Source organism: Actinomyces ruminicola (assembly GCF_900103885.1).
Taxonomy (GTDB): domain Bacteria; phylum Actinomycetota; class Actinomycetes; order Actinomycetales; family Actinomycetaceae; genus Actinomyces; species Actinomyces ruminicola.
This window is the reverse complement of record NZ_FNIM01000012.1, coordinates 14,949-36,984: the sequence shown is the minus strand read 5'-3', so window position 1 is coordinate 36,984 and position 22,036 is coordinate 14,949. Positions and strand designations below refer to the sequence as shown.

18 protein-coding genes and 1 riboswitch are annotated in these 22,036 nt (G+C 70.6%); of the genes, 10 read left to right on the top strand and 8 right to left on the bottom strand.

What is annotated here, in order from left to right; translation table 11 throughout:
• Positions 1-68: 68 nt before the first annotated feature.
• Entirely contained in the window at positions 69-512 is a 444-nt protein-coding gene (locus BLR49_RS09705; RefSeq protein WP_092537061.1) for a hypothetical protein, read from the top strand.
• Between the two features lie 54 nt (positions 513-566).
• Here BLR49_RS09705 and BLR49_RS09700 read toward each other — a convergent pair whose 3' ends face one another.
• Positions 567-2,276, bottom strand: coding sequence for a DEDD exonuclease domain-containing protein (locus tag BLR49_RS09700; protein ID WP_281241816.1), 1,710 nt, complete (start codon positions 2,274-2,276; stop codon positions 567-569).
• Between the two features lie 144 nt (positions 2,277-2,420).
• Between BLR49_RS09700 and BLR49_RS09695 the strand changes: the two genes are divergently transcribed.
• Positions 2,421-3,356: a 1-acyl-sn-glycerol-3-phosphate acyltransferase gene (locus BLR49_RS09695; protein WP_092537054.1), complete on the top strand. Its 936-nt coding sequence runs from the start codon at positions 2,421-2,423 to the stop codon at positions 3,354-3,356.
• 141 nt (positions 3,357-3,497) lie between these two features.
• Here BLR49_RS09695 and BLR49_RS09690 read toward each other — a convergent pair whose 3' ends face one another.
• The 4 genes from BLR49_RS09690 to BLR49_RS14010 form a co-directional block, all read right to left on the bottom strand.
• Positions 3,498-4,688: an MFS transporter gene (locus BLR49_RS09690; RefSeq protein WP_245690590.1), complete on the bottom strand. Its 1,191-nt coding sequence runs from the start codon at positions 4,686-4,688 to the stop codon at positions 3,498-3,500.
• Positions 4,689-4,718: 30 nt separating this feature from the next.
• On the bottom strand, positions 4,719-5,327 hold the full coding sequence (locus BLR49_RS09685; protein WP_092537049.1) for a TetR/AcrR family transcriptional regulator: 609 nt from the start codon (positions 5,325-5,327) through the stop codon (positions 4,719-4,721).
• 963 nt (positions 5,328-6,290) lie between these two features.
• Positions 6,291-6,545, bottom strand: coding sequence for a ribonuclease HepT family protein (locus BLR49_RS09680; protein WP_092537046.1), 255 nt, complete (start codon positions 6,543-6,545; stop codon positions 6,291-6,293).
• On the bottom strand, positions 6,542-6,850 hold the full coding sequence (locus BLR49_RS14010) for a helix-turn-helix domain-containing protein (RefSeq protein WP_092537200.1): 309 nt from the start codon (positions 6,848-6,850) through the stop codon (positions 6,542-6,544). Before BLR49_RS14010 ends, BLR49_RS09680 begins: the two co-directional genes overlap by 4 nt.
• Positions 6,851-7,105: 255 nt before the next feature.
• Here BLR49_RS14010 and BLR49_RS09670 point away from each other — a divergent pair, with 255 nt between their 5' ends.
• Positions 7,106-8,338 carry a pyrophosphate--fructose-6-phosphate 1-phosphotransferase gene (locus BLR49_RS09670; protein ID WP_092537043.1) on the top strand — a complete coding sequence of 411 codons (1,233 nt, stop codon included), beginning with the start codon at positions 7,106-7,108 and terminating at the stop codon, positions 8,336-8,338.
• 206 nt (positions 8,339-8,544) lie between these two features.
• Positions 8,545-9,885 carry a class II 3-deoxy-7-phosphoheptulonate synthase gene (locus BLR49_RS09665; protein WP_092537040.1) on the top strand — a complete coding sequence of 447 codons (1,341 nt, stop codon included), beginning with the start codon at positions 8,545-8,547 and terminating at the stop codon, positions 9,883-9,885.
• A gap of 68 nt (positions 9,886-9,953) precedes the next feature.
• Here the strand turns inward: BLR49_RS09665 and pknB are convergent, their stop codons facing one another.
• Positions 9,954-12,008: a Stk1 family PASTA domain-containing Ser/Thr kinase gene (gene pknB / locus BLR49_RS09660; protein ID WP_092537037.1), complete on the bottom strand. Its 2,055-nt coding sequence runs from the start codon at positions 12,006-12,008 to the stop codon at positions 9,954-9,956.
• Between the two features lie 62 nt (positions 12,009-12,070).
• Positions 12,071-13,270, bottom strand: a complete 1,200-nt coding sequence (locus BLR49_RS09655; protein WP_092537034.1) for a polyprenyl synthetase family protein — start codon at positions 13,268-13,270, stop codon at positions 12,071-12,073.
• Between the two features lie 693 nt (positions 13,271-13,963).
• Here BLR49_RS09655 and BLR49_RS13695 point away from each other — a divergent pair.
• The 4 genes from BLR49_RS13695 to thiD all read left to right on the top strand — a co-directional run bounded on the left by BLR49_RS13695 (position 13,964) and on the right by thiD (position 18,147).
• Positions 13,964-15,637, top strand: a complete 1,674-nt coding sequence (locus tag BLR49_RS13695) for an RNA polymerase sigma factor (protein ID WP_092537031.1) — start codon at positions 13,964-13,966, stop codon at positions 15,635-15,637.
• A 100-nt stretch (positions 15,638-15,737) separates the two neighbouring features.
• Positions 15,738-15,826: riboswitch (TPP riboswitch) on the top strand.
• A complete protein-coding gene (thiM, locus tag BLR49_RS09645; RefSeq protein ID WP_092537198.1) occupies positions 15,819-16,649 on the top strand; it encodes a hydroxyethylthiazole kinase in 831 nt (276 codons plus the stop codon). Its footprint overlaps the riboswitch before it by 8 nt.
• Positions 16,646-17,302, top strand: a complete 657-nt coding sequence (thiE, locus tag BLR49_RS09640) for a thiamine phosphate synthase (protein ID WP_092537028.1) — start codon at positions 16,646-16,648, stop codon at positions 17,300-17,302. Before thiM ends, thiE begins: the two co-directional genes overlap by 4 nt.
• Positions 17,299-18,147: a bifunctional hydroxymethylpyrimidine kinase/phosphomethylpyrimidine kinase gene (gene thiD, locus BLR49_RS09635; RefSeq protein ID WP_092537024.1), complete on the top strand. Its 849-nt coding sequence runs from the start codon at positions 17,299-17,301 to the stop codon at positions 18,145-18,147. The genes thiE and thiD overlap by 4 nt, the downstream gene beginning before the upstream one ends.
• On the opposite strand, the gene BLR49_RS09630 is transcribed toward thiD, so the two are convergent.
• Positions 18,144-18,419: a DUF7455 domain-containing protein gene (locus tag BLR49_RS09630; RefSeq protein ID WP_092537021.1), complete on the bottom strand. Its 276-nt coding sequence runs from the start codon at positions 18,417-18,419 to the stop codon at positions 18,144-18,146. The genes thiD and BLR49_RS09630 overlap by 4 nt on opposite strands.
• A 203-nt stretch (positions 18,420-18,622) precedes the next feature.
• Between BLR49_RS09630 and BLR49_RS09625 the strand changes: the two genes are divergently transcribed.
• Together BLR49_RS09625 and BLR49_RS09620 are read left to right on the top strand one after the other, a co-directional pair.
• Positions 18,623-20,842, top strand: coding sequence for a DNA gyrase/topoisomerase IV subunit B (locus BLR49_RS09625; RefSeq protein WP_245690589.1), 2,220 nt, complete (start codon positions 18,623-18,625; stop codon positions 20,840-20,842).
• Positions 20,843-20,969: 127 nt separating this feature from the next.
• Positions 20,970-22,025, top strand: coding sequence for a GNAT family N-acetyltransferase (locus BLR49_RS09620; RefSeq protein ID WP_092537018.1), 1,056 nt, complete (start codon positions 20,970-20,972; stop codon positions 22,023-22,025).
• Positions 22,026-22,036: the final 11 nt, after the last annotated feature.

Here is a 22,036-nt window from a genome sequence, read left to right as displayed (position 1 = left end):
GAGTACGACGTGCCTCGGCGGCACGATTACACTGACCGCTAAAGCCCCGTCGTCCACTGGAGGACCGCATGACCGACCAGGCAGATGCCGCCACCCTCGACCTCCTCGTCTTCTCCGATGACGCCACCGTGCGCCGACAGGTGATCGACGGCGTCGGCCGTCGGCCCGCCAAGGGACTGTCGCGCGTGTCCTGGACCGAGGCGGCGACCGCCGAGGGCGTCCGCCTGGCCATCAAGGATCGCGAGAAGGCCGGCAAGGCGCCCTTCGCAGCGCTAGTGCTGGACGCCGAGACCAAGAAGCTGGGCGGCATGGGTCTGGCCCACGAGCTCTTCACCGAGCTGGAGCGGCGGCCCCCGGTGGTGCTGCTGACTGCCCGCCCCCAGGACGACTGGCTGGCCGCCTGGGCCAAGGCCGAGGTCGTGGTGCCGCGGCCCCTGGATCCGCTCAGCCTCCAGGAGGGCGTCGCCAGGGCGCTGCGGGTGCGCCGCGGCTCTGTCACCCCCGCAGGCTGACGGCCGACCGACGCCGACCACCGGGAGACCCGGGGCCCAGCGGAGGCGACCGCCTCACCCCTCGGCGTCAATGACGCGCCGGTGCCTCGCTGCGGCTCCCACCGGCCAGCACAGCGTCGCGGGCTCCCCACCCGCGTCGCCGTCGTCGCCTTCAATCTCCACCAGCCGCGCCCCGGCATCCAGCACCCAATCGGCCAGCAGCGCGGTCTCCTCCACGCTCGTGTCGGCCCCGACACGCGCGGGCCGGTCCACTACCTGTGCGGTGGCGCGCAGCGTGGCGATGGTGGGGCGCGGGTCCGCCCCGGGTGGGGTGACGGCCGAGCCGGCCAGTCGTCCCCAGCGCACGTCCACCAGCTCCCAGCCGCCGCCCTCGCGGCGTCGGGCCGCCAGCAGGTGCGGGCAGGTCAGCAAAGGCCGCGCCTTCTCCGCCCGGCACGCCCCCAGCAGCAGCGCGCGCAGCCGCCGGGTCCACAGCCCCGCCTCCTCATAGCGCTCCGCCGCGGACAACTCCGCGATCCGTGCCAGCAGCGGGCCGGCCACCAGGTCTATCTCGCCGGACAGGGCCCGCAGCGCAGTGTCGGCGTCGGCGGGGGAGTCGTTGCGGCGCACGGAGCGGGCGGCGCGCCCGTCCCAGGCATCCAGCCGCAGCACCGACTCGGCGGCACGTTGCGCCTCCCGGGCCGCTGTGCGCGAGGGGAAAGGGCCGACGGCGCAGCCGGCCTCGGCCAGGGGCAGCGCAGTGGTCAGCGCCAAATGCGGGTGCGGCGTGGCGGACAGGCACAGCCAGGGGCGGCGCCGCGGGGAGCGCGAGCGCCGGTTGACCGGCGGGTCCAGCTCGGCGATCAGCCGCAGCTCGCGCACGCGGGCCTCCAGCTCGGTGGGCGTCTCGATCGTCCGTACCGCCACGGTCGTGTCCAACATGCGGGCCACCTTGGTGCGCTTCTCCGCGGCCGTGAAGTAGGAGCGCACCCGGCGGTGCAGGTTGACCGCGCTGCCCACGTACAGCACCTGCCCGGCGGGGGAGAGGAACTGGTAGACGCCGGGTGCGGCGGGCAGGCCGTCGGCCAGGCGACTCTTGACCCGGCGGGAGGAGGGCACCGGGTCGGTGGCGGTGGACAGGTCCTCAAAGTGGGTGACTCCCTGGGGGCCGAGCGCCTCCAGCGCGGCGTGCAGCACGTCCATGGTGGCGCGGGCGTCGTCCAGGGCCCGGTGCGCGGGCGTGGTCGGCGAGCCCACGAAGGCGGCGAGTGTGCCCAGCTTGTGGTTGGGCACACTCGTGCGGGGCCAGGCCCGGCGGGCCAGCGCCAGCGTGTCCAGCACGGCGGGCTCGTGCCAGTCCAGGCCGAGGGCGCGGGCCGCGCCGCGCAGGTGGCCAAGGTCGAAGCGCGCGTTGTGGGCCACCGCCACCGTGGTCGGAGCGGTCAGATCGGCCCAGTCCAGGAATGCCGCCAGTGCCTGGCCGACCGGCGGGGCCCCGGCGACCATCGCATTGGTGATGCCGGTCATGACGGTGATCTGCGCGGGGATCGCCGCCCCCGGGTTTACGAGCGTGGAGAACTCCGAATCCACCACGCCGCCGCGCACCTTCACCGCGCCGATCTCGGTGATGGCGTGGGCGCCCGGTCCGCCCCCGGTGGTCTCCAGGTCGACGACGACGAAGGTGACTTCGCGCAGCGGCGTGCCCATGTCGGTGAAAGAGGCCTGAACCGGGTGCGGTCCGCCCGGCGCACTGGCGTCGCCCGGGAGCCGGCCGGCGCGGGCAATACCGGGCGGTCGGGTCGAGAGCGCATCAAGGGGCACATCGCGAGGCTAGACTTTGTGCGCAGCCGATCCAGCCGTGGACACGCCCGGCGGGCGTACCCGGACGGCCCGGCGACTTCCCGCCCGCCGCAGCACAGGAGGTCCCACATGGGATACCGAGGTATCAAGGCCGCCGTCGGCCCGGCCATGGAGATGCTGTACCAGCCCTGGATCCGGGGTGAGGAGAACATTCCCGCCGAGGGTCCCGCCATCCTCGCCTCCAACCACCTGGCGGTCATCGACTCCTTCTTCCTGCCGCTGCTGATGGACCGCGAGGTGGCCTTCATCGGCAAGTCCGACTACTTCACCGGCAAGGGAATCAAGGGCTGGGCGGTGAAGAACTTCATGACCGCCGTCGGCACCATCCCCGTGGACCGCTCCGGGGGCAAGGCCTCCATGGCGGCGCTGCAGGCAGGCATCGACCGACTGCGCTCGGGGGAGCTGTTCGGCATCTACCCCGAGGGCACGCGCAGCCCCGACGGGCGCCTGTACCGCGGTAAGACCGGAGTGGCGCGCGTCGCCCTGGCCACGGGCGCGCCCGTGATCCCGGTTGCCATGATCGGCTCCAACCTGGCTCAGCCCATCGGCCAGGTGGTGCCCTCGACCCGGCACCGGGTGGGCATAGTCATCGGTGAGCCGCTGGACTTCTCCCGCTACAAGGGCCTGGAGAACGACCGCTTCGTGCTGCGCTCCATCACCGACGAGATCATGTACGCGCTGATGTCGCTGTCCGGCCAGGAGTACGTGGACCTGTACGCCGCGGACGTCAAGAAGGCGATGGACGCGGAGAAGAAGACGGCCGAGGAGGTCGTCAACGAGATGCTTGAAGAGCTGGCCGCCAAGCGTCCCGCCGCCGCGCCGGTCCAGGCCCCCGGCGGCCGCCCCGCCCCCGACGTCGAGGTCCCCGAGCCCCCGGCCGAGCCCGATGAGGCGGGAGCAGGGGAAGAGGCGGAAGACGCCGAGGAGGCGCCCGAGGCGAACGCGGCGGAGGGTATGGAGCAGACCGACGAGCCGCATGCCGGGCCCCTTCCCAGCGGCGACTGACGGTCTGCGGAGCCGGAATGTCCGAGATCGGCACAAACGCCGGGTCTGACCGCCCAGCCCGACAACGAAACCGCATGATTCCAACGATTGCCGCGATGCCGTTCGGCGCGAACGGCGCGTTTGTGCCGGATTCGGACACTTTCACCCGGGCATGGCCGCGAGCTTGCGCGGTAACCGAGTGAACATGGCGGTGGAGAGCACCAGAAGACTTGCCATCGCTAGGCAGGCGGGAGCGAAGCCGATCCGCTCGGTGAGTGTGCCACTCAGGGTAGGGCCGATGAATAGACCTCCGGCGTAAGCCAGGTTGTAGAGGGAGTATGCGCCGCCGATGGCGGGAGGTGTGGCCTTGGCTCCTTGGACGCCTACCAGTGCACTTGCCGGCGCCACTAGGAGCGCGATTGCAGCGCCGAGGCACACAAGCCCGGCGGCTATTACCGGGAGGTTCGGTCCAGCCCCGACCAGCAACAGGCCTGTGGCCGCGGCGGCGACGCCTGTCAGTGCCGGCAGCCTTGGCGATACGCGTGGTAAACAGGCACCGACCAATGGGTTGAGACAGGCGCCGACGAGGGTCAGCAGCGCGAACAGCAGGCCGATGCCGGTAGCACCTACACCGAACCCCTGAGCCAGTTGCATAGGGAGCACCGGCTCAATGCAGGAGGTAACGGCGGCACCTATGAGAATCAGTGCGACGACTGACCAGCATCCGGGCGTCCGCAATACATCCATGGCGGTGGCGGGGTCGTCGCAGGGCGGTGGGGTTGGTCGGACGAAGGCGAGTCGGAGCGCGCCGTCGATCATGAGCAGCGTCGCCGCGAAAAGGAAGGGGGCGGAGTGTCCACCGAGTTCAGCCAACCAACCCGCTAGGGGAGGGCCTGCCAACACGCCGACCGAAACCATACTCATCGCCAGTCCGAGGCAGGCCCCGCGTCGCTGTAGCGGAACGGTTGCGGCGATCAGTGACAGCCCGGCCACCCAGCTCAACCCGGCGGCGGCTCCTTGGAGGGACCGCGCGGTCAGAAGCAGCCAGTAGGGACCCCCTATCGTGAACAGCAGACATGCGCATGCCAGGCCCGCTAATGCGGCGAGCAGCGGCCCGCGAGGACCGCGTCTGTCCACGACTCGCCCGGCGACCGGCGTGACGATGACCAGTGCGGCTGCATAGGCGGCGAAGAGCAGACCGGTTGCCGAGGGGCCGACCTCAGTCACGGTGGGAAGCAGGGGGAGCACCGGGATGAGAATCCCGTAGACGAGCATATCGGTGAACAGGGCGACGCAGGCGACCACGACGGCCATGCGTGGGCTGGTTGTGGTGTCGGATGACGATGGTTGCATGTGTGGTCCCTCTTCTCTCTGCGGTGGGTGTCAGGCTGTTTCCACGGCAATCAGTCCCGCGACTAGGGCATGCGCCGTCGCCCAGCAGCACTTGGGCTCGGGCAGGTCGCCTGGCGTGAGCGCCGCGGTCAGCGTGGCGCCGTGCAGGAACGCCGTGATGCTGAATCGGGCTACGTCAAGCGGAGCGCGCAGCTGTGGCTCGCACTCGGGCAGGAGCCGGGCGACCCGCTCCGACCACTGCGCGAGCACCGCCGTCTTCTGCTCCAATCCGGACTTGAGTGCCGGTGCCTGTGGCGCGACGACGACGGTGACGACGGCGAGCTCGCGGAAGGCGGTGTCCTCACTGAGCCTGCGCAAGTAGTCCGCCAGGAGCATTGTGAGCCGTTTCTCTGGCGGAGCGGAGGCGTCGAGCACGGCGAAGAGCGCCTCGCCCTGGCGGCGCCAGTGCTCGGACAGGACGGCATCAAGCAGGTCGCGCTTGCCGGTGAAGTGGTGGTAGATGGCGCCACGAGTCACATCGGCGCCGCGCGCCACCTCGACGAGAGAGCACGCCTCCCAGCCGTCCTGTGCGAAGCGGTGCAGGGCGGAGCTAATGATGGCTTTACGGGTCTCGGCGGCCTCGGCGGCGGTGCGGCGCATGCTTACAGACAAGCCTGTATGTATAACTTCGTCAAGTGTCCGTACGGCGCACGAGTCGCGCACACGCCGGTGCTGTGGCTGCCGCTGCTGCCACGGCGGTTGACGCTGTCATGCCAAGGCGTGAGGTGAAGAACCGCCTGTCCAGGGTGTCGGCTCCAGCGGCCGGTTTGGGCGGGTACGCACTTGTTGCGCCGTGTTGTTGAGCCGTCTTAGTTGCACCGTGACTGGCGGGGCCGTGGCCGGGTGCGTCTGCTACGCCAGTTGGCCGTCGGCGACGCCGGTTAGCGGTCTGCTGTATACCTCGGAGGCCTTCAGCAGACGGAGAAGTGGCGTAGTAGACCCCGAACAGGCGTAGCAGACGAATTCGCCGGCGGGGCCGGGCCCGCCGGGTGCAGGCAAGCCGAACCGCCGAGCGTGCCCCGCAGGGGTCTGCCGCGCGGGCCGTAGCGGGACGGCGTCGCGGAGCGCGAGGGTGGGCGTGCTCGCTGAGGCACTTCAGTGACGGTTCGTCTGGTAGCGCTGACGATTCGCTGTGAACGCGACGGTTCGTGCACCTACCCCGCGAACCGTCGCTGCAAGTGGTCAGCCGTCGCCCCGAGCAGACGCGCCGCCACCCCTGATCCACCGTGGTTTACCGCGCACGTCCCCACCCATAGCGCCATGTACCGCGCCCGCCGGGACGCGCACGCCAGACACCACCCGCCATACCACGACACCCTCAGACACGAAGAGCCGGCATAGCGGGCCTCGGCGACCCCAGCGGCGGTGCGGCGCATGCTTACAGACAACTCTGTATGTATATGATCTACTTCCGGCGAGGTTCGTAAGTGGTGGGTTGGCCAGGCGTGGATGATTCGGGCGTGGGACGGGGCGAGGCTCCAACGAGGATGAGCTGCTTGATTTGTTGAAGGGATGAGCCTGTGCTTTGCGAGACCGTTCTGGCAACAGGCGCGGCAGTCTGAGTTACGGTCCGAGGCGTGCCAGTTTGGTTGGAACTCGGGTCGCCAGGGCGTGGAACATCAGGTCGTCGTTGACCCTGTCGCGGTGGTGCGTGATCAGGTTGCGCATGCGCATGATCCCAACCCAGCCGACGTGCGGAAACTGTTTCTTGTAGCTCTGGGGCAGCTGCTCGACGACGAAGGCGGCCTCGTTTCCGAAGCGTCTCAGATCCGCAAGTCGTCGCTCAAGCCGATCCGCGGGCGATGGCGTTGTGCTCATATCCTCACCGGTTCTGGGGAAGCTCCGGTCGTCGTGGCTGGGCCGCCCTCGCCGCCGGCTATGGAGCCGAACACGCCGACAACCGCGCATCCATGCGAATCGGCCAACGCGATGACCTCTTCGCGCGCAGCACGCAGCAGGGCTGAGGGGCGCGCCTGTAACGCCTTTCGCAGCCGCTCGCGTGTGTCATCGGACGGGCGGTGCGCGCCGGACTCGATAGCGGCAATGAGTTGCTTGCTGACACCAGTGCGATCCGCGAGCTCACGTTGGCCAGCCGCGCCGCGTGCCGACGGAAGCGGATCCAGTCACGCTCGGTGCGCTGCGTCACGTACCCATGATGAGGCACGTGTGATCGGCGGTGGCGCTCGGCTAGGTATCAGGTGTAGGTAGCAGGGCGAGCGCGTCGACCGCTCTCGGCATGTAACTTCCGCCGGTCTCGGTGTGTTAGTTGTGCCGGTCTCGCGGGATGTTGGGTCTGGGGTGGAACGATCTGGCCGCGCGGCGGCGGCATCCCGGTAGGATGACCGCGTCAAGCCCCATCAACTGACGAAAGGTTTCCGATGTCGATCCGTCGCGTCGCCCTTCTCACCGCGGGCGGCTTCGCCCCCTGCCTGTCCGCCGCCGTCGGCGACCTCATCGAGCGCTACACCGAGGTCGCCCCCGAGGTGGAGATCATCGCCTACCAGTACGGCTACCACGGCCTGCTCACCGGCAACTACGTCGTCATCGACGACGAGGGCCGTAAGAACGCCGGTGTGCTGCGCCAGTACGGCGGCTCCCCGATCGGCAACTCCCGGGTCAAGCTGACCAACGCCAAGAACCTGGTCGAGCGCGGCCTGGTCGAGGAGGGCGTGGACCCGCTCGCCTTCGCCGCCGAGCGGCTGCGCGAGGACGGCGTCGACGTGCTGCACACCATCGGCGGCGACGACACCAACACCACCGCCGCCGACCTGGCCGCCTACCTGCACGAGCACGACTACGACCTCACCGTCGTCGGCCTGCCCAAGACCATCGACAACGACGTCATCCCGATCCGCCAGTCGCTGGGCGCCTGGACCGCCGCCGAGCAGGGCGCCGGCTTCGCCCTCAACGTCATCGGTGAGCACCGCTCCAACCCGCGCATGCTGATTGTCCACGAGTGCATGGGCCGCAACTGCGGCTACCTCACCGCCGAGACCGCCCGCCGCTACCACGAGCTGCTCAAGGACCGCCAGTGGGCCCCCTCGCTCGGCCTGACCAAGGAGCGCTGGGACGTGCACGCCGTATTCGTGCCCGAGGCCAAGCTGGATATCGCCGCCGAGGCCGAGCGCCTCAAGGCCATCATGGACGAGCAGGGCAACGTCAACATCTTCCTGTCCGAGGGCGCCGGCGTCCCGGAGATCATCGCGGAGATGGAGGCCAAGGGCGAGGAGGTCCAGCGCGACCCCTTCGGCCACGTCAAGCTCGACACCATCAACCCCGGCCAGTGGTTCGCCCGCCAGTTCGCCGAGCTGATCGGCGCCGAGAAGGTCATGGTGCAGAAGTCCGGCTACTACTCGCGCGCCTCCGCCGCCAACGCCGAGGACCTGGCACTGATCAAGCAGATGTGCGACCTCGCCGTCGACTGCGCGCTGCGCGGTGAGCCCGGCGTCATCGGCCAGGACGAGGAGAACGGTGACCAGCTCGGCGCCATCGCCTTCGAGCGGATCGCCGGCGGCAAGCCCTTCGACATCACCCAGCAGTGGTTCGTCGACCTGATGGCCGAGCTCGGCCAGAACCTCGAGCCCGCCGCCCCCAGTGACGGCGAGGCCTGAGCCAACGCCTCCGCGCACCACCGATAGACGGCTCGGCCGGACGCAACCCAGCGCGTCCGGCCGAGCCGTCTATCGGTTCAGTTCCCTCCTCGCCCGGAGCACCCCGCCGTGCCACGCCTTCCTCGGCCGGTCCTGGACGTGCCCTGCGTCCCACCTGGTGGTGCGACGCCCAGGCGGACGCCGCGCTCGCCTATGCTGGCCCCGTGATGAACGAGCTCCAGGTTCCCGGTGCGGCGGCCGGCTGGCGCCAGCACCACGCCGCCCAGCAGCCCCGCTACCCGGACCCGCAGGCGCTCGCCGCCGCCGCGGCCGACCTGCGCACCCGCCCGCCGCTGGTATTCGCCGGCGAGGTGGACTCGCTGCGCGAAAAAATGGAGTCGGCCTCGCAGGGGCGCGCCTTCGTACTCATGGGCGGAGACTGCGCGGAGTCCTTCCATGACAATACCGCCATCAACATTCGGCTCAAGCTGCAGACCATCCTGCAGATGGCGGCGGTCCTGACCTACGGCGCCTCCACCCCGGTGGTCAAGATCGGCCGTATGGCCGGCCAGTACGCCAAGCCGCGCAGCTCGGACACCGAGACCCGCGGCGGCGTGACCCTGCCCTCCTACCGCGGCGACTCGGTCAACGACCACGCCTTCACCGCCGAGGCCCGCGTCCCCGACCCGCAGCGCATGGTCGACGCCTACCTGCGCGCGGGCACCACCCTGAACCTCATCCGCTCCTTCACCATGGGCGGCTACGCGGACCTGCGCGAGGTCCATTCCTGGAACCGGGGCTTCACCGCCAACCCCGCCTACAAGCGCTTCGAGTCCTTCGCCGAGGAGATCGACCGGGCCATGCGCTTCATGGAGGCCGCCGGCGTGGACTTCGACGCCCTGCGGCAGGTCGACTTCTACGCCGCCCACGAGGCCCTCCTGCTGGAGTACGAGGACGCCATGACGCGTGAGGACTCCCGCAGCGGCCGCCTGTACGACACCTCCGCCCACTTCCTGTGGGTGGGGGAGCGCACCCGCGGCGCCGACGACGCCCACGTGGCCCTGCTCGCGGGTGTCCACAACCCGGTCGGTGTCAAGATCGGTCCGACGACGACGCGTGACGAGCTCCTCGCCCTCGTGGATCGCCTCAACCCCGAAGGCGACCCCGGTCGGCTCAGCCTCATCACCCGCATGGGCGCCGACCGCATCCGGGACGTGCTGCCGCAGCTGGTGGAGATCATCCGCGCGGACGGCCGGCCCGTCACCTGGATCACCGACCCCATGCACGGCAACACCATCACCTCGGACAACGGCTACAAGACCCGTCGGTTCGACACCATCATGGAGGAGGTGCGCGGCTTCTTCGAGGTGCACCGCTCCCTGGGCACGGTGCCCGCCGGCATCCACGTGGAGCTCACCGGCGACGACGTCACCGAGGTCCTCGGCGGCGGCGAGCACATCGACGAGGCCGGCCTGGCCCGCCGCTACGAGACGCTCGTGGACCCGCGACTGAACCACCAGCAGTCCCTGGAGATGGCCTTTGAGGTCGCGGAGATGCTCCGCAGCTGACGCCTGCGTCCTGACGGAGAAGCACCGGGTCCGTCGCCCGGCGCTCCGCGCTCCCCATGGCGGGAGCGCTAGACCACGTTCAGGGTGACCTTCGAGCCCTTGCGCACGCTGGTCCCGGCGGCCGGGTCGGTGGAGTGGGCGGTGCCGAACAGGCCACCTAGAACCCGGGACACCTCCACCTCCAGCCCGGCATCCTTCAGCGCGGTGGTGGCCTCCTGCTCACTCATGCCGGCGACGTTCGGCACAGTGACCATTTCCGGGCCCTTGGACACGGTCACGTCCACAGAGTCGCCGTGGTAGTAGCCCTCGGCGCCGGAGGCGGGGCTGGAGGAGATGACCAGCCCGGAGGCGACGTCGTCGGAGAAGGCCTCCGACTGCGCGCCGAGCGTGAGACCGGCCGCCTCCAGCGTGGTGGTGGCGTCCTCCACGCTCATGCCGGTCACGTCCGGGACGACTGCGGGCTGGCGTCCCAGGGACACCACGATCGCAACGGCCGAGGAGTGATTGACGGTGGTGCCCGCAACCGGCTCAGAGGAGATGACCATGCCGGAGGCCACCGAGTCGGAGTAGGTCTTGGTGACCGCACCGAGCGACAGGCCCGCGTCCGTGATGGCCGTGGTGGCGTCGTCCTGGCTGGAGCCGACGACGTCGGGCACGGTCTTCTGCTCAATGCCGCGGGAGATGACCGGCGTCACCGCATCGCCCGGATGCAGGCGGGTGGCGGCATCGGGCGAGGAGGAGATCACCGAGTCGGCCGGCACCGTGTCGGAGTAGGCGCGGGTGGGGGCGCCCCACACCAGCCCGGCCGCCTCTACCTCCGCCTGTGCGTCGGCCGCTGTCATCCCGGCGATCTGCGGCACCGGGACCGTGCGCCCCGGGCCAGTGGTGAAGTACCAGGCGCCGCCACCGGCCGCGGCCGCCAGCAGCAGGGCGGCGGCGACTACCGTGCGCCGCCGCGGGCGCCGTCTGGAATGGCGCGCCACCTTCGCGGTCTCCTCCTGCGCGCCCGCCGCGCGGGCCGCCTGACGTCGGTCCAGGGAGCGGGTCGTGCCGTCCCGGCTGCCCGCGGCCTCGTCCGGGGCGATGGAGCCGATGGGCAGGGACACCGTGCGCAGGCCGGCCCCCGGTGTGGCCGCATCCGCGGGGGCGTCGACGTCGTCGGGCTCGTTCTCAGCCCCGTCCGTTGCCAGCATGGCGGTGCGGGCGGCCTCGGCATTCGCCGCCAGCACCTCCTGGGTGCGCACCGAACCGGTGGCGCCCCCGCGCTTGACGGCCAGTTCGGCGTCGCTCAGGGCGGAGACGACCTCCCGCAGCCGCGTCAGTGCCGCATCGGCGTCGGCCAGGCGGTCCTGGGGGGAGCGGCGCGTCATCGCCGCCACCAGGGCGTCCACGCGCTCGGACAGGTCGGGCAGCTGCAGCGACGGCGCGGGCACGTCCTCGTGCACGTTGCGGAAGGCGATCTGGATCGGGGTGTCCGCCGCGAAGGGCTGGCTGCCGGTGAGCAGCTCGTACAGGATCACGCCGACGGAGAAGACGTCCGCACAAGGGGCGGAGGAGCCGGTGGTGATCAGCTCCGGCGCCAGGTAGGCGACGGTACCCAGCACATTCCCGGTGGTCGTCTGGGTGACCTCGGTGACGGCGCGGGCGAGACCGAAGTCGGCGACCTTGGCCACCGAGCCGTCGGCGGGCAGTAGCACGTTCTCCGGCTTGATGTCACGGTGGACCAGGCCGGCGCGGTGGGCGGCGCCCAGGGGCCCGAGCACCTGTGCCGTCAGTCCGAGCGCCTCGCGCACGGTCAGCGGGCCCGCCGCGATGAGATCGCGCAGGTTGGGGCCCTCCACGAGTTCCATAACCAGGTAGGCGACCCCATCCAGGCTGCCCTGGTCGTAGACCGCCACCACTCCCGGGTTGGACAGCCGCGCCGCCGCCCTGGCCTCCCGCCGGAACCGGGCCACGAAGTCGGGGGAGTCCGCCAGGTGCGGGTGCATGAGCTTCAGCGCCACCAGGCGATCCAGGCGACGGTCCTGTGCCCGGTAGACGGTGGCCATGCCCCCGCGGGCCACCCGGTCGACGATCTCGTAACGAGAGTCGACCAGTCGGCCGATGAGAGGATCCTTGGTCACGGGGCCGAGTGTACGGGGCCGTCGACCTCCCGGCGCATTACGCCGCCCGGTGGCGCCCACAATCAGCTCCGGCGGGCCGTCAGCAGGTGGGCGAGGGCGGTGAGTGTTTCTCGCGGGGCGTCGCTCAGTGCGGAGGGGACAGCGTCCAGGGCGCCGAGGCCGGTAGCCGTGTGGGCGGCGATCTCCTCCTCGTGGGCGGCCAGGGCGCCGCAGTCGCGAATGATGTCGGCGGTGGCCGCCACATCCGCAGCGGAGGCCGCGGCGCCCTGCGTCAGCACTCGGGTCAGGAGCGCGCGACCGGCGTCATTGCATCGCTGCCAGGTCAGGGCCAGCAGCACCGTGCGCTTGCCCTCGCGCAGATCGTCGCCGGCCGGCTTACCGGTCAGGGCGGGGTCTCCGAATACTCCCAGGACATCGTCGCGCAGCTGGAAGGCGATCCCGATCTCCTCGCCGAAGACCTTTAGCGCCTCCAGTAGTTCGCTGCGCGGATCCACCCCGGCCAGCAGCGCCCCGACCACCAGCGGGTACATCACCGAGTACCGCGCCGATTTGTGGCGTACCACTTCCAGTGCGGCCTCGCGCATGGCGGTGCCCGCCGCCACCGGATGATCCGTCGGGTCCGGCAGGGGCAGCACTTCGTGGTGCACATCGAGGAACTGGCCGACGGCGACCTCCGTGGTCATGGCGTCGAAGGCGTCCCGGGCGGCTCGTGCGGCGCCGCGCTCAGCGGTAGCGGCCGCGGCGCCCATCTCCGTCGCGGACGCCGCCATGAGCAGGTCGCCCAGGAGGATCGCGGCGCTCACCCCGTAGCCATCCGCTGAACCGCGCCAGCCGGCCTGACGGTGGCGGGACGCGTACCGGCGATGTGCGGAGGGCTGGCCCCGGCGGGTGTCGGCGGCGTCGATGACGTCGTCGTGCACTAACGCGCTCGCCTGGTACAGCTCCAGCGCAGCGCCCAGCCGGGCCGCCGTCGGGCCGGCCAGCACCGCGACGCGGTCGGCGGTCCCGCTGCTGTCGTGGCGCTCGCGGCTGACCTGGTCCACGCTGCCCGCATGGTCCTCATTCAGCAGGGCCAGTCCCACGGCGCCCAGCACCGCCCGCATGCGCTTGCCTCCGGTGAGGGCGGTGGCGGCGGCGTCGAACAGCTCGTCCGCCGCAGTGGACGGGGCAGGCCACTGGGCGCGCAGCCGCGCCAGTACGTGCTCCAGGCGGGCATCGACGGCCCCGCGCACGAGTGGCAGCAGTACGTCAACCTCGGTCATGGGCCCAGGCTAGATGATTGATTCCGAAGGCGCGGGTTGTGGCGTTGTTCCGGGGCGGGGCTGAGGCGGAAGGCACGAATCGCCGAGGGAGCGCGTCCGCGGCCTCCGGTGGGGGCGTGGCGTCGGCTCCTCCGGCGGTGGATCGAGTGCACTAGTTTGCGTCGGGGACACGGGTTCTGCTCGATGACACGAGTTTTGGAGGTGTGCATGGGTTATGCCCGTGTAGGTCGTCAGGAACTCGTGTTGGTGGCGTGAACTCGTGTTCATGACGGCTCCGGGCGGGCGCGTCCGCGGCCGCGTCCGGGCCCACGGCCTGGGCAACGGGGGGCCGGGCACCGCATCAACCGATCTGGGCACGTAACTTCTACCGATTTGGGCACGTGACTTCTACCGATCTCGGCGAAGGGGGCAGGCGGGGGTGGCGGGCGTTCCGTCTCGGCGCTGTCCCCGTGGCCGGGCACGCCCCGACCCCAACGGTGCCGCCCCGCGGCAATGAGCTGGATGCGTGCCGTGGGAATAGACGGGCTGTCATCATCGTTGATCTTCGCGCTGGTGGTGGTAGCCGAGGTCTTGCTCGAAGTCTCTTGGCGTGCTGCGAGCACGCCTGCGGGACCGCTTGAGATCCTCGCGTAGACTTCTCCACGGCTTTGTGCGCCCCTCCGGCTTAACCGTCCGCCCCGTGAAAGGAAATCCGTGGCTACTTCCACAGTTGCTCCTACTCCCAGAACCACGCGGGAGCGTGTCGAACTCGCCGACGACGTCGACGAGGTCCTTGAGGACAAGGAGGAGGTCGACCTGGACGAGGAAGACGACCTCGACGCCGAGGACGACTTCGACGCCGAGGATGAGGACGAGGACGAGGACGACTTCGACGGCGACGCGGATGAGGCGGAGACCGAGGACAACGACGAGGACGAGGAGGATGACGCCGCCGACGCCCCCGCCCCCGAGCTGCGCGACTACTACCTGGACGTCTCGCTCGAGGAGAACGGCGACGGCACCAAGCGTCACCCCTTCAACACCCCCGCGGCTCTGAAGGACGTGCGGCTCGCCCCCGGCGCCACCCTGTTCGTGCGCAGCCGTACCGTCGTCGAGGGCCTGGAGATCTCCGGCGACGGCACCCTGGAGGACCCGATCACCCTGGCCCCCTACGGGCACGGCCCGGTGCCGCGCTTCATCATCCCCGGCGAGGAGGAGCCCGTCGTCGCCCGTGAGTTCCTCACCCACAACGGCTACATCTTCCGCGGCTGGGTCATCAAGGGCATCAAGATGAACCCCTCCATCGCCGCCCTCACCGGCGAGCTGGACCGCCTTCGCCGCGAGGAGGCGGAGAAGGCCGCGGGCAAGAAGTCCAAGAAGTCCAAGGGCGGGGAGAAGAACAAGGACGGCTCCTTCACCGTCTCCGACTCCGACGAGGGCGACGAGCCCGCGCAGAAGGTCGTCACCGCGGGCGCCACCGCGGACCCGGTCAAGGACTACCTCAAGCAGATCGGCAAGGTAGCGCTCCTCAACGCCGCCCAGGAGGTCGAGCTCGCCAAGCGCATCGAGGCGGGCCTGTACGCCGAGCACCTGCTGGCCACCGAGGGCAACGACCTTGATGCGAAGTACCGCCGCGAGCTGCACTGGGTGGCTCAGGACGGCCAGCGCGCCAAGAACCACCTGCTGGAGGCCAACCTGCGCCTGGTCGTCTCGCTGGCCAAGCGCTACACCGGTCGCGGCATGCTCTTCCTGGACCTCATTCAGGAGGGCAACCTCGGCCTGATCCGCGCCGTGGAGAAGTTCGACTACACCAAGGGGTACAAGTTCTCCACCTATGCCACCTGGTGGATCCGCCAGGCCATCACCCGCGCCATGGCGGACCAGGCGCGCACCATTCGCATCCCCGTCCACATGGTCGAGGTCATCAACAAGCTCGCCCGCGTCCAGCGGCAGATGCTGCAGGACCTGGGGCGCGAGCCCACCCCGGAGGAGCTCGCCGTCGAGCTGGACATGACGCCCGAGAAGGTCGTCGAGGTGCAGAAGTACGGGCGCGAGCCCATCTCCCTGCACACCCCGCTCGGGGAGGACGGCGACAGCGAGTTCGGGGACCTGATCGAGGACTCCGAGGCCGTCGTTCCTGCGGATGCCGTCAGCTTCACGCTGCTGCAGGAGCAGCTGCACGCCGTCCTGGACACCCTGTCCGAGCGGGAGGCGGGCGTGGTCTCCATGCGCTTCGGCCTGACCGACGGCCAGCCCAAGACCCTGGACGAGATCGGCAAGGTCTACGGGGTGACCCGTGAACGGATAAGGCAGATAGAGTCCAAGACCATGAGCAAGCTGCGCCACCCCAGCCGCTCCCAGGTGCTGCGCGACTACCTGGACGACTGAGCCTCCCGGGAGCGGCCGTACGGCCCGGTCCCGTCCGCCGCCCGCTTCGCCGCCCCGGAACCGCCCGGTTCCGGGGCGGCGAGCTGTTTGCTACCGTTGAGCCCACGACACGGGGTGCCGCAAGGCTGAGAACAGACCCGTAGAACCTGTCCAGATAATGCTGACGAAGGGATGTCGCATGATGCGGTGCACGCACCAGACTGCTGTACCTTCCGCCTCGACCGGATCCGCGGCCTTGCTGGAGGCCCTGCGCTCCACCGGCCCATTGGTGGCCTGCATAACCAACTCGGTGGTCACGAACTTCACCGCCAATGTCCTGCTGGCCGCGGGCGCCGTCCCCGCCATGGTTGACATCACCGGGGAGGCCGGGCCCTTCGCCGCCGTCGCCTCGGCGCTGCTGATCAACCTGGGCACGCCCCAGCCCGAGCAGCGCGCGGCCGCCGCGGAGGCCTGCTCCGCAGCACGGGCGGCGGGCGTGCCCTGGGTGCTGGACCCCGTCGCAGTCGGCACCCTGGTGCACCGCACCGAGCTCGCCCAGCGGCTGGCGGAGGAGCGCCCCACCGTCATCCGCGGCAACGCCTCGGAGATCATCGCCCTGGCCGGTTCCGGTGCGGGCGGCCGAGGCGTGGAGACCGCCGACGCCGTGGACGCCGCGCTCGACGCCGCCCGCGCACTGTCAACCCGCACCGGTGCGGTCGTCGCCGTCTCCGGGCCCGCGGATGCCATTGTGGACGGCGAGTGCCTGGCCCGCGTGGGCGGCGGCTCGCCGCTGCTGACCCGCGTCACCGGGGGCGGGTGCGCCCTGGGCGCCCTGGTGGCCGGTTTCGTTGCCGCCGGGCGCTCCGTGGGTGCCGACGCCTTCACCGCAACCGTGGCCTGCCACGCCGTCTACAGCGCCGCCGCGGAGCTAGCGGCCGAGACCGCCTCGGGCCCCGGCTCCTTTCAGGTCGCCGTGCTCGACGCCCTGTACTCCCTGGACGCCGACGACGTCGCCAGGATCCCCGTCTCATGAGGCCCGTACCCGACCTGCGGATCTACCTGGTCACCGATGCCGGCCAGTGCCGGCGCCGCGGCCGCACCGTCACCGACACCGTCAGGGACGCCGTCGAGGGCGGAGCCACCTGCGTACAGGTGCGAGACAAGCATGCCGACGGCGCCGAATTCCTGTCTCAGGTGGTCGATGTCGCCCGTACCGTCGGCGAGGTGGTTCCGGTGATCGTGAACGACCGCATCGACGTGTTCCTCGCCGCCCGCCGTCTGGGCGCCCCGGTCGCGGGCGTGCACGTGGGCCAGAGCGATCTGCCTGCCGCCGTGGTGCGCGATCTCATCGGAGACGATGCCTATCTGGGCCTGTCCGCCGCCACTGCCGAGGAGCTGATCGCGGCGCAGGAACAGGGCGCGTGTGATCACGTGGGCATTGGCGCGGTGCGGGCGACCGCCACCAAGACCGACGCTCCGGCCGGGCTGGGCGTAGGCGGTATCGCGCAGCTGGCCGCCTCAACCGCACTGCCCTGCGTCGCCATCGGCGGCGTCGGCGCCGCCGACCTGCCCGCGCTGCGCGCCGGGGGACTGTCCGGGGCCGCCGTCGTCTCCGCCATCTGCCTCGCGGACGATCCGCGCGCGGCCGCCCGAGCGCTGCGCCGGGCCTGGGAGGAGGGCCGATGAACGCCGCGATTCCCAAGGTTCTCACGATTGCCGGCTCGGACCCCGCCGGCGGCGCCGGCATCCAGGCCGACCTGAAGACCATGGGGGCGCTGGGCGCCTACGGCATGAGCGCGGTCACCGCACTGACCGCCCAGTCCACCCGCGGGGTGACCGGCGTGCACGCGGTTCCAGCGGACTTCGTGCGCCTGCAACTGGACACGCTGCTGGCGGACATCGCTCCCGACGCCACCAAGATCGGCATGCTCGCCACCGCCGAGCTGGCCGACGCGGTGGGGGAGTACCTGCCAGCGCTGCGCCACACCGTTCTGGACCCGGTGATGGTGGCCACCTCCGGGGACCGGCTGCTCGACGCCGACGCCATGGACGCCGTCAGGCGCCTGTGCGCCCGGGCGGAGCTGATCACCCCGAATCTGCTCGAGGCGGCCGCCCTGCTGGGCCGCGCCCCGGCGGCGGACCTCGACGAGCTGTGCCTACAGGCGGAGCTGCTGCTCGCCGCCGGCGCCCGCCGGGTGCTGCTCAAGGGCGGGCATCTGGACGCCGGGGCCACCGACGTGTACGCGGACGCCGACTGCACGGTGCCGCTGCCGGGGCGGCGGGTGCACACCCGCAATACCCACGGCACCGGCTGCACGCTGTCCTCGGCGATTGCGGCGCTGCGCGCGCAGCGGGACAGCTGGATCGCGGCCGTGCGCGACGCCAAGACCTACCTGACCGGGGCGCTGGAGCACGCCGACTGCCTCGCAGTGGGCGGCGGGCACGGCCCCGTCCACCACTACTACGCCCTCTGGCCGAATCGGCCAGAGGGCGAAGGGACAAAGCGAAGGATGGATGAGGAATCCGGTTAGTCGGCCTCCGGGCGGCTCAGCCGCGCGGACTCGTCCTGGATGAACAGGGCCTGGCGCTCCAGCGCCTCCCGGTGGGCACGGCCGTGGTGGGCGCAGAACAACAGCTCGCCGGAGGCGAGCACCACGCGCAGGAACGCCTGCGCGCCGCAGAGGTCGCAGCGGTCGGCGGTGGTGAGCGGACGCGTCTCGGTTGCCGCGGCGGGGCCGACGGTCTGCTCGGGTGCGGCCGCCGGATCGGCGACCGCGGGGGAGATGGGAGTTGTCGTGCTCATGGCTCAATCCCACCACCACCGGAGAGCCGCGCCAACGGCCCCGGGCCGCTTTCCGCCCCCGGCGCACCGCCTGCGCCCACGGCGAACGGTGGGAATCGGGCGCGGTGCCGGCCTGTAGCGCAGGCCGGCCTCCGGCAAAGACCACATTCGCTCCGGCGGCGCGGGATGCCGGACCGGCTGCCGCCATCGGCTAGATTTCAGCTGTGCCGGACTCCTCCCAGTCATACTCCGCCCGCCACCTCTCCGTGCTGGAGGGGCTCGAGGCCGTACGCAAGCGCCCGGGCATGTACATCGGCTCCACCGACCAGCGGGGCCTGATGCACTGCGTGTGGGAGATCATCGACAACGGCGTGGACGAGGCCCTGGAGGGTTACGGGGACCACATCGCCGTGGTCGTGCACGCCGACGGCTCCCTTGAGGTGCGCGACACCGGGCGCGGCGTGCCCGTGGACGTGGAGCCCTCCTCCGGCCTGACCGGCGTCGAGCTGGTCTACACCAAGCTGCACGCGGGCGGGAAGTTCGGCGGCGGCTCCTACGGCTCCGCCGGCGGCCTGCATGGGGTGGGCGCCAGCGTGGTCAACGCCCTGTCCGCCCGTATGGACGTGGAGGTCGACCGCGGCGGCAAGACCTACGCCATGAGCTTCCGCCGGGGCGTGCCCGGCGTCTTCACCGATCCTTCGACCGGCCCCACCCCCGCCGCCCCATTCGCGGAGTACACCGAGGCCACCCAGTTGCGCGTGGTCGGCAAGGTGCGCCGTGGCGTCACCGGCACCCGGGTGCGCTACTGGGCAGACCCGGAGATCTTCCCGGCTCCCGCCCAGTACGACATCACCGCCCTGCGCGCCCGGCTGCGGCAGACCAGCTTCCTGGTGCCCGGGCTCACGCTCACCCTGACCGACGAGCGCGCCCCGGACGCCGTCGCCGCCGCGGCCAGCGGTCCTGCGGCCGGAGACCCGGCCCTCAGCGCCAAGGCCGCCCACGCCTCAGCGCCCGCGGGCGACCTGTTCACCTCCGGCGCCCCGGAGGAGGAGGGCACGGAGGTCTTCCGCGCCGAGGGCGGCACCGCCGACTTCGTCGACTTCCTGGCCACCGACGGCTCCGTCACCGACACCTTCCGCCTGACCGGCGAGGGCACCTACACCGAGACCGTGCAGCAGCTCGACAAGCGCACCGGTCACCTGCGGCCCACCGAGGTTGAGCGCACCTGCACCGTGGACGTCGCCCTGCGCTGGGGCATCGGCTACGACACCACGGAGCGCTCCTTCGTAAACATCATCGCCACCCCCATGGGCGGCACCCACCTGACCGGCTTCGAGCAGGCCGTCACTAAGGTGCTGCGCAAGCAGATCGACGCCAACTCCCGCGCGCTGAAGGTCACCAGCCGCGACGGGCGCATCGAGAAGGACGACATCCTCGCCGGGCTGACCGCAGTGGTGACGGTGCGTGTGCCCGAGCCCCAGTTCGAGGGGCAGACCAAGGAGGTGCTCGGTACCGCCCCCGTGCGGCAGATCGTCGCGCGAGTGGTGGAGAAGGAGCTCACCGCACTGCTGACCTCCTCCAAGCGGGATCTGAAGACTCAGTCGCGCGCCCTGCAGGAGAAGATCGTCGGGGAGATGCGCGCCCGCGTGTCTGCTCGCATGCACAAGGAGATCACCCGCCGCAAGACCGCCCTGGAGACCTCCACGCTGCCCGCGAAGCTGGCGGACTGCCGCTCCGACGACGTCGCCTCCTCCGAGCTGTTCATCGTTGAGGGCGACTCCGCCCTGGGTACCGCCAAGAACGCCCGCAACAGTGAGTTCCAGGCGCTGCTGCCCATCCGCGGCAAGATCCTCAACGTGCAGAAGGCCTCCCAGGCGGACATGCTGCGCAATGCCGAGTGCTCGGCGATCATCCAGGTGGTCGGGGCCGGCTCCGGGCGCACCTTCGACCTGGATGCGGCCCGCTACGGCAAGGTCATTCTCATGACCGACGCCGACGTCGACGGCGCCCACATCCGCACCCTGCTGCTGACCCTGTTCTTCCGCTACATGCGCCCCATGATCGAGGCCGGCCGGGTCTTCGCCGCCGTCCCCCCGCTGCACCGCATCGAGGTAAGCGCCCAGGGGCGCCGCAAGAAGGAGGTCATCTACACCTACTCAGACGACGAGTTGGTGACCACGCTGCGCAGGCTGGAGAAGCAGGGGCGCAGCTTCAAGGAGCCGCAGCGCTACAAGGGCCTGGGGGAGATGGATGCCCACCAGCTGGCCGAGACCACCATGGAGCCCGAGCACCGCACCCTGCGGCGCATCACCTTGAGCGATGAGGCCGAGCTGGCCGAGGCGGAGAACGTCTTCGAGCTGCTCATGGGGTCCAACGTGGAGCCGCGGCGCGACTTCATCATCGAGGGTGCCGCCGACATCGACCGCGAGCGCATCGACGCTTAGGACGTGCACCCGGCTCGGGTACCGGCACCGCTGGCGCACGTCGTGACCGGGTCGGCTCGGGTAACCTGGCCGCAGCCATTTGCTCGCATGCCGAAGGTCGGGCCCTGTCCCGTCGAAGGAGACGCATATGACACCGGTTTACGGCTCAACCCGCCGCACCGGCCCGGGCGGCCCGTGGGCCATGTTCCGCCCTGGCCCGCGCTCCGCGTTGCCCCGCATTCTCACCTGGGCGCCGCTCGGTCCGCGCGACAATGCCGAGCTCGCTGACCTGATCGCCCGCTCGGAGGAGGTGGACAATCCGCCCTACCGCACCACCGCCCAGGAAACCGCCGAGTACTTCGTGGATCCCACCTACTCCGGGGTGGCCGGCCGGGACGAGCACGGCGTCATGCGTGCCTTTGGACTGGTGCGGCTGCGGCCGGCGGCGGAGATCTACGCCTCTATGACGGGGACGGTGGATCCGGAATGGCGCCACCGCGGCATCGGTGTGGCGCTACTGCACTGGCAGACCGAGCGGGCCCGCCATCTCATCGGTGCCGAACGTGCCGGCGAGCCTTCCGGCTCCCTCGCCGCCACCGCGCCCGCTCACATCGTCACCACCGTCCTTGAGGATGACGAGCGCATGAAGGACCACCTGGCAGAGCTGCGCTTCGAGCCGCGCCGCTGGTACCGGGAAGTGCGTCGTCCCCTGGCAACGCCGATCCCCGAGGCGGACCTGGACGGCTTCCTGAGCATCGAGCCCTGGTCGGAGGAGCTCGACGACGCCGTGCGCCGCGCCCACAACCAGGCCTTCGCCGATTCCGGCGGCGGCTCCATGAGTCCGGAGGAGTGGCGGGCCGGGCGCGCCTACTTCGCCCCCCAGTGGAGCTTCGTGGCACTGGACCGATCGGGTGACCGCGCTCGAGTAGCGGGATATGCGCTCTCCAGCCGCTACGAGCAGGACTGGGAGGCGCTGGGTTGGTGCGAGGGCTACACCGACGTCATCGGGGTGCTCGCCGATTATCGGTCCCGCGGGGTCGGCCGGGCGCTGTTGAGCGCGGTAATGCAGGCCTATGCCGCCGACGGCATGGAGTATGCGGCGGCCGGCTTTGAGTCCGACGATCCGAGCGGCGCCGTGGACCTGTTCCGGGAGCTGGGCTATACCGCTACTCGTGGCACCATCCTGTACGGCCTGGACGTGTGAGTCGGCCCCGA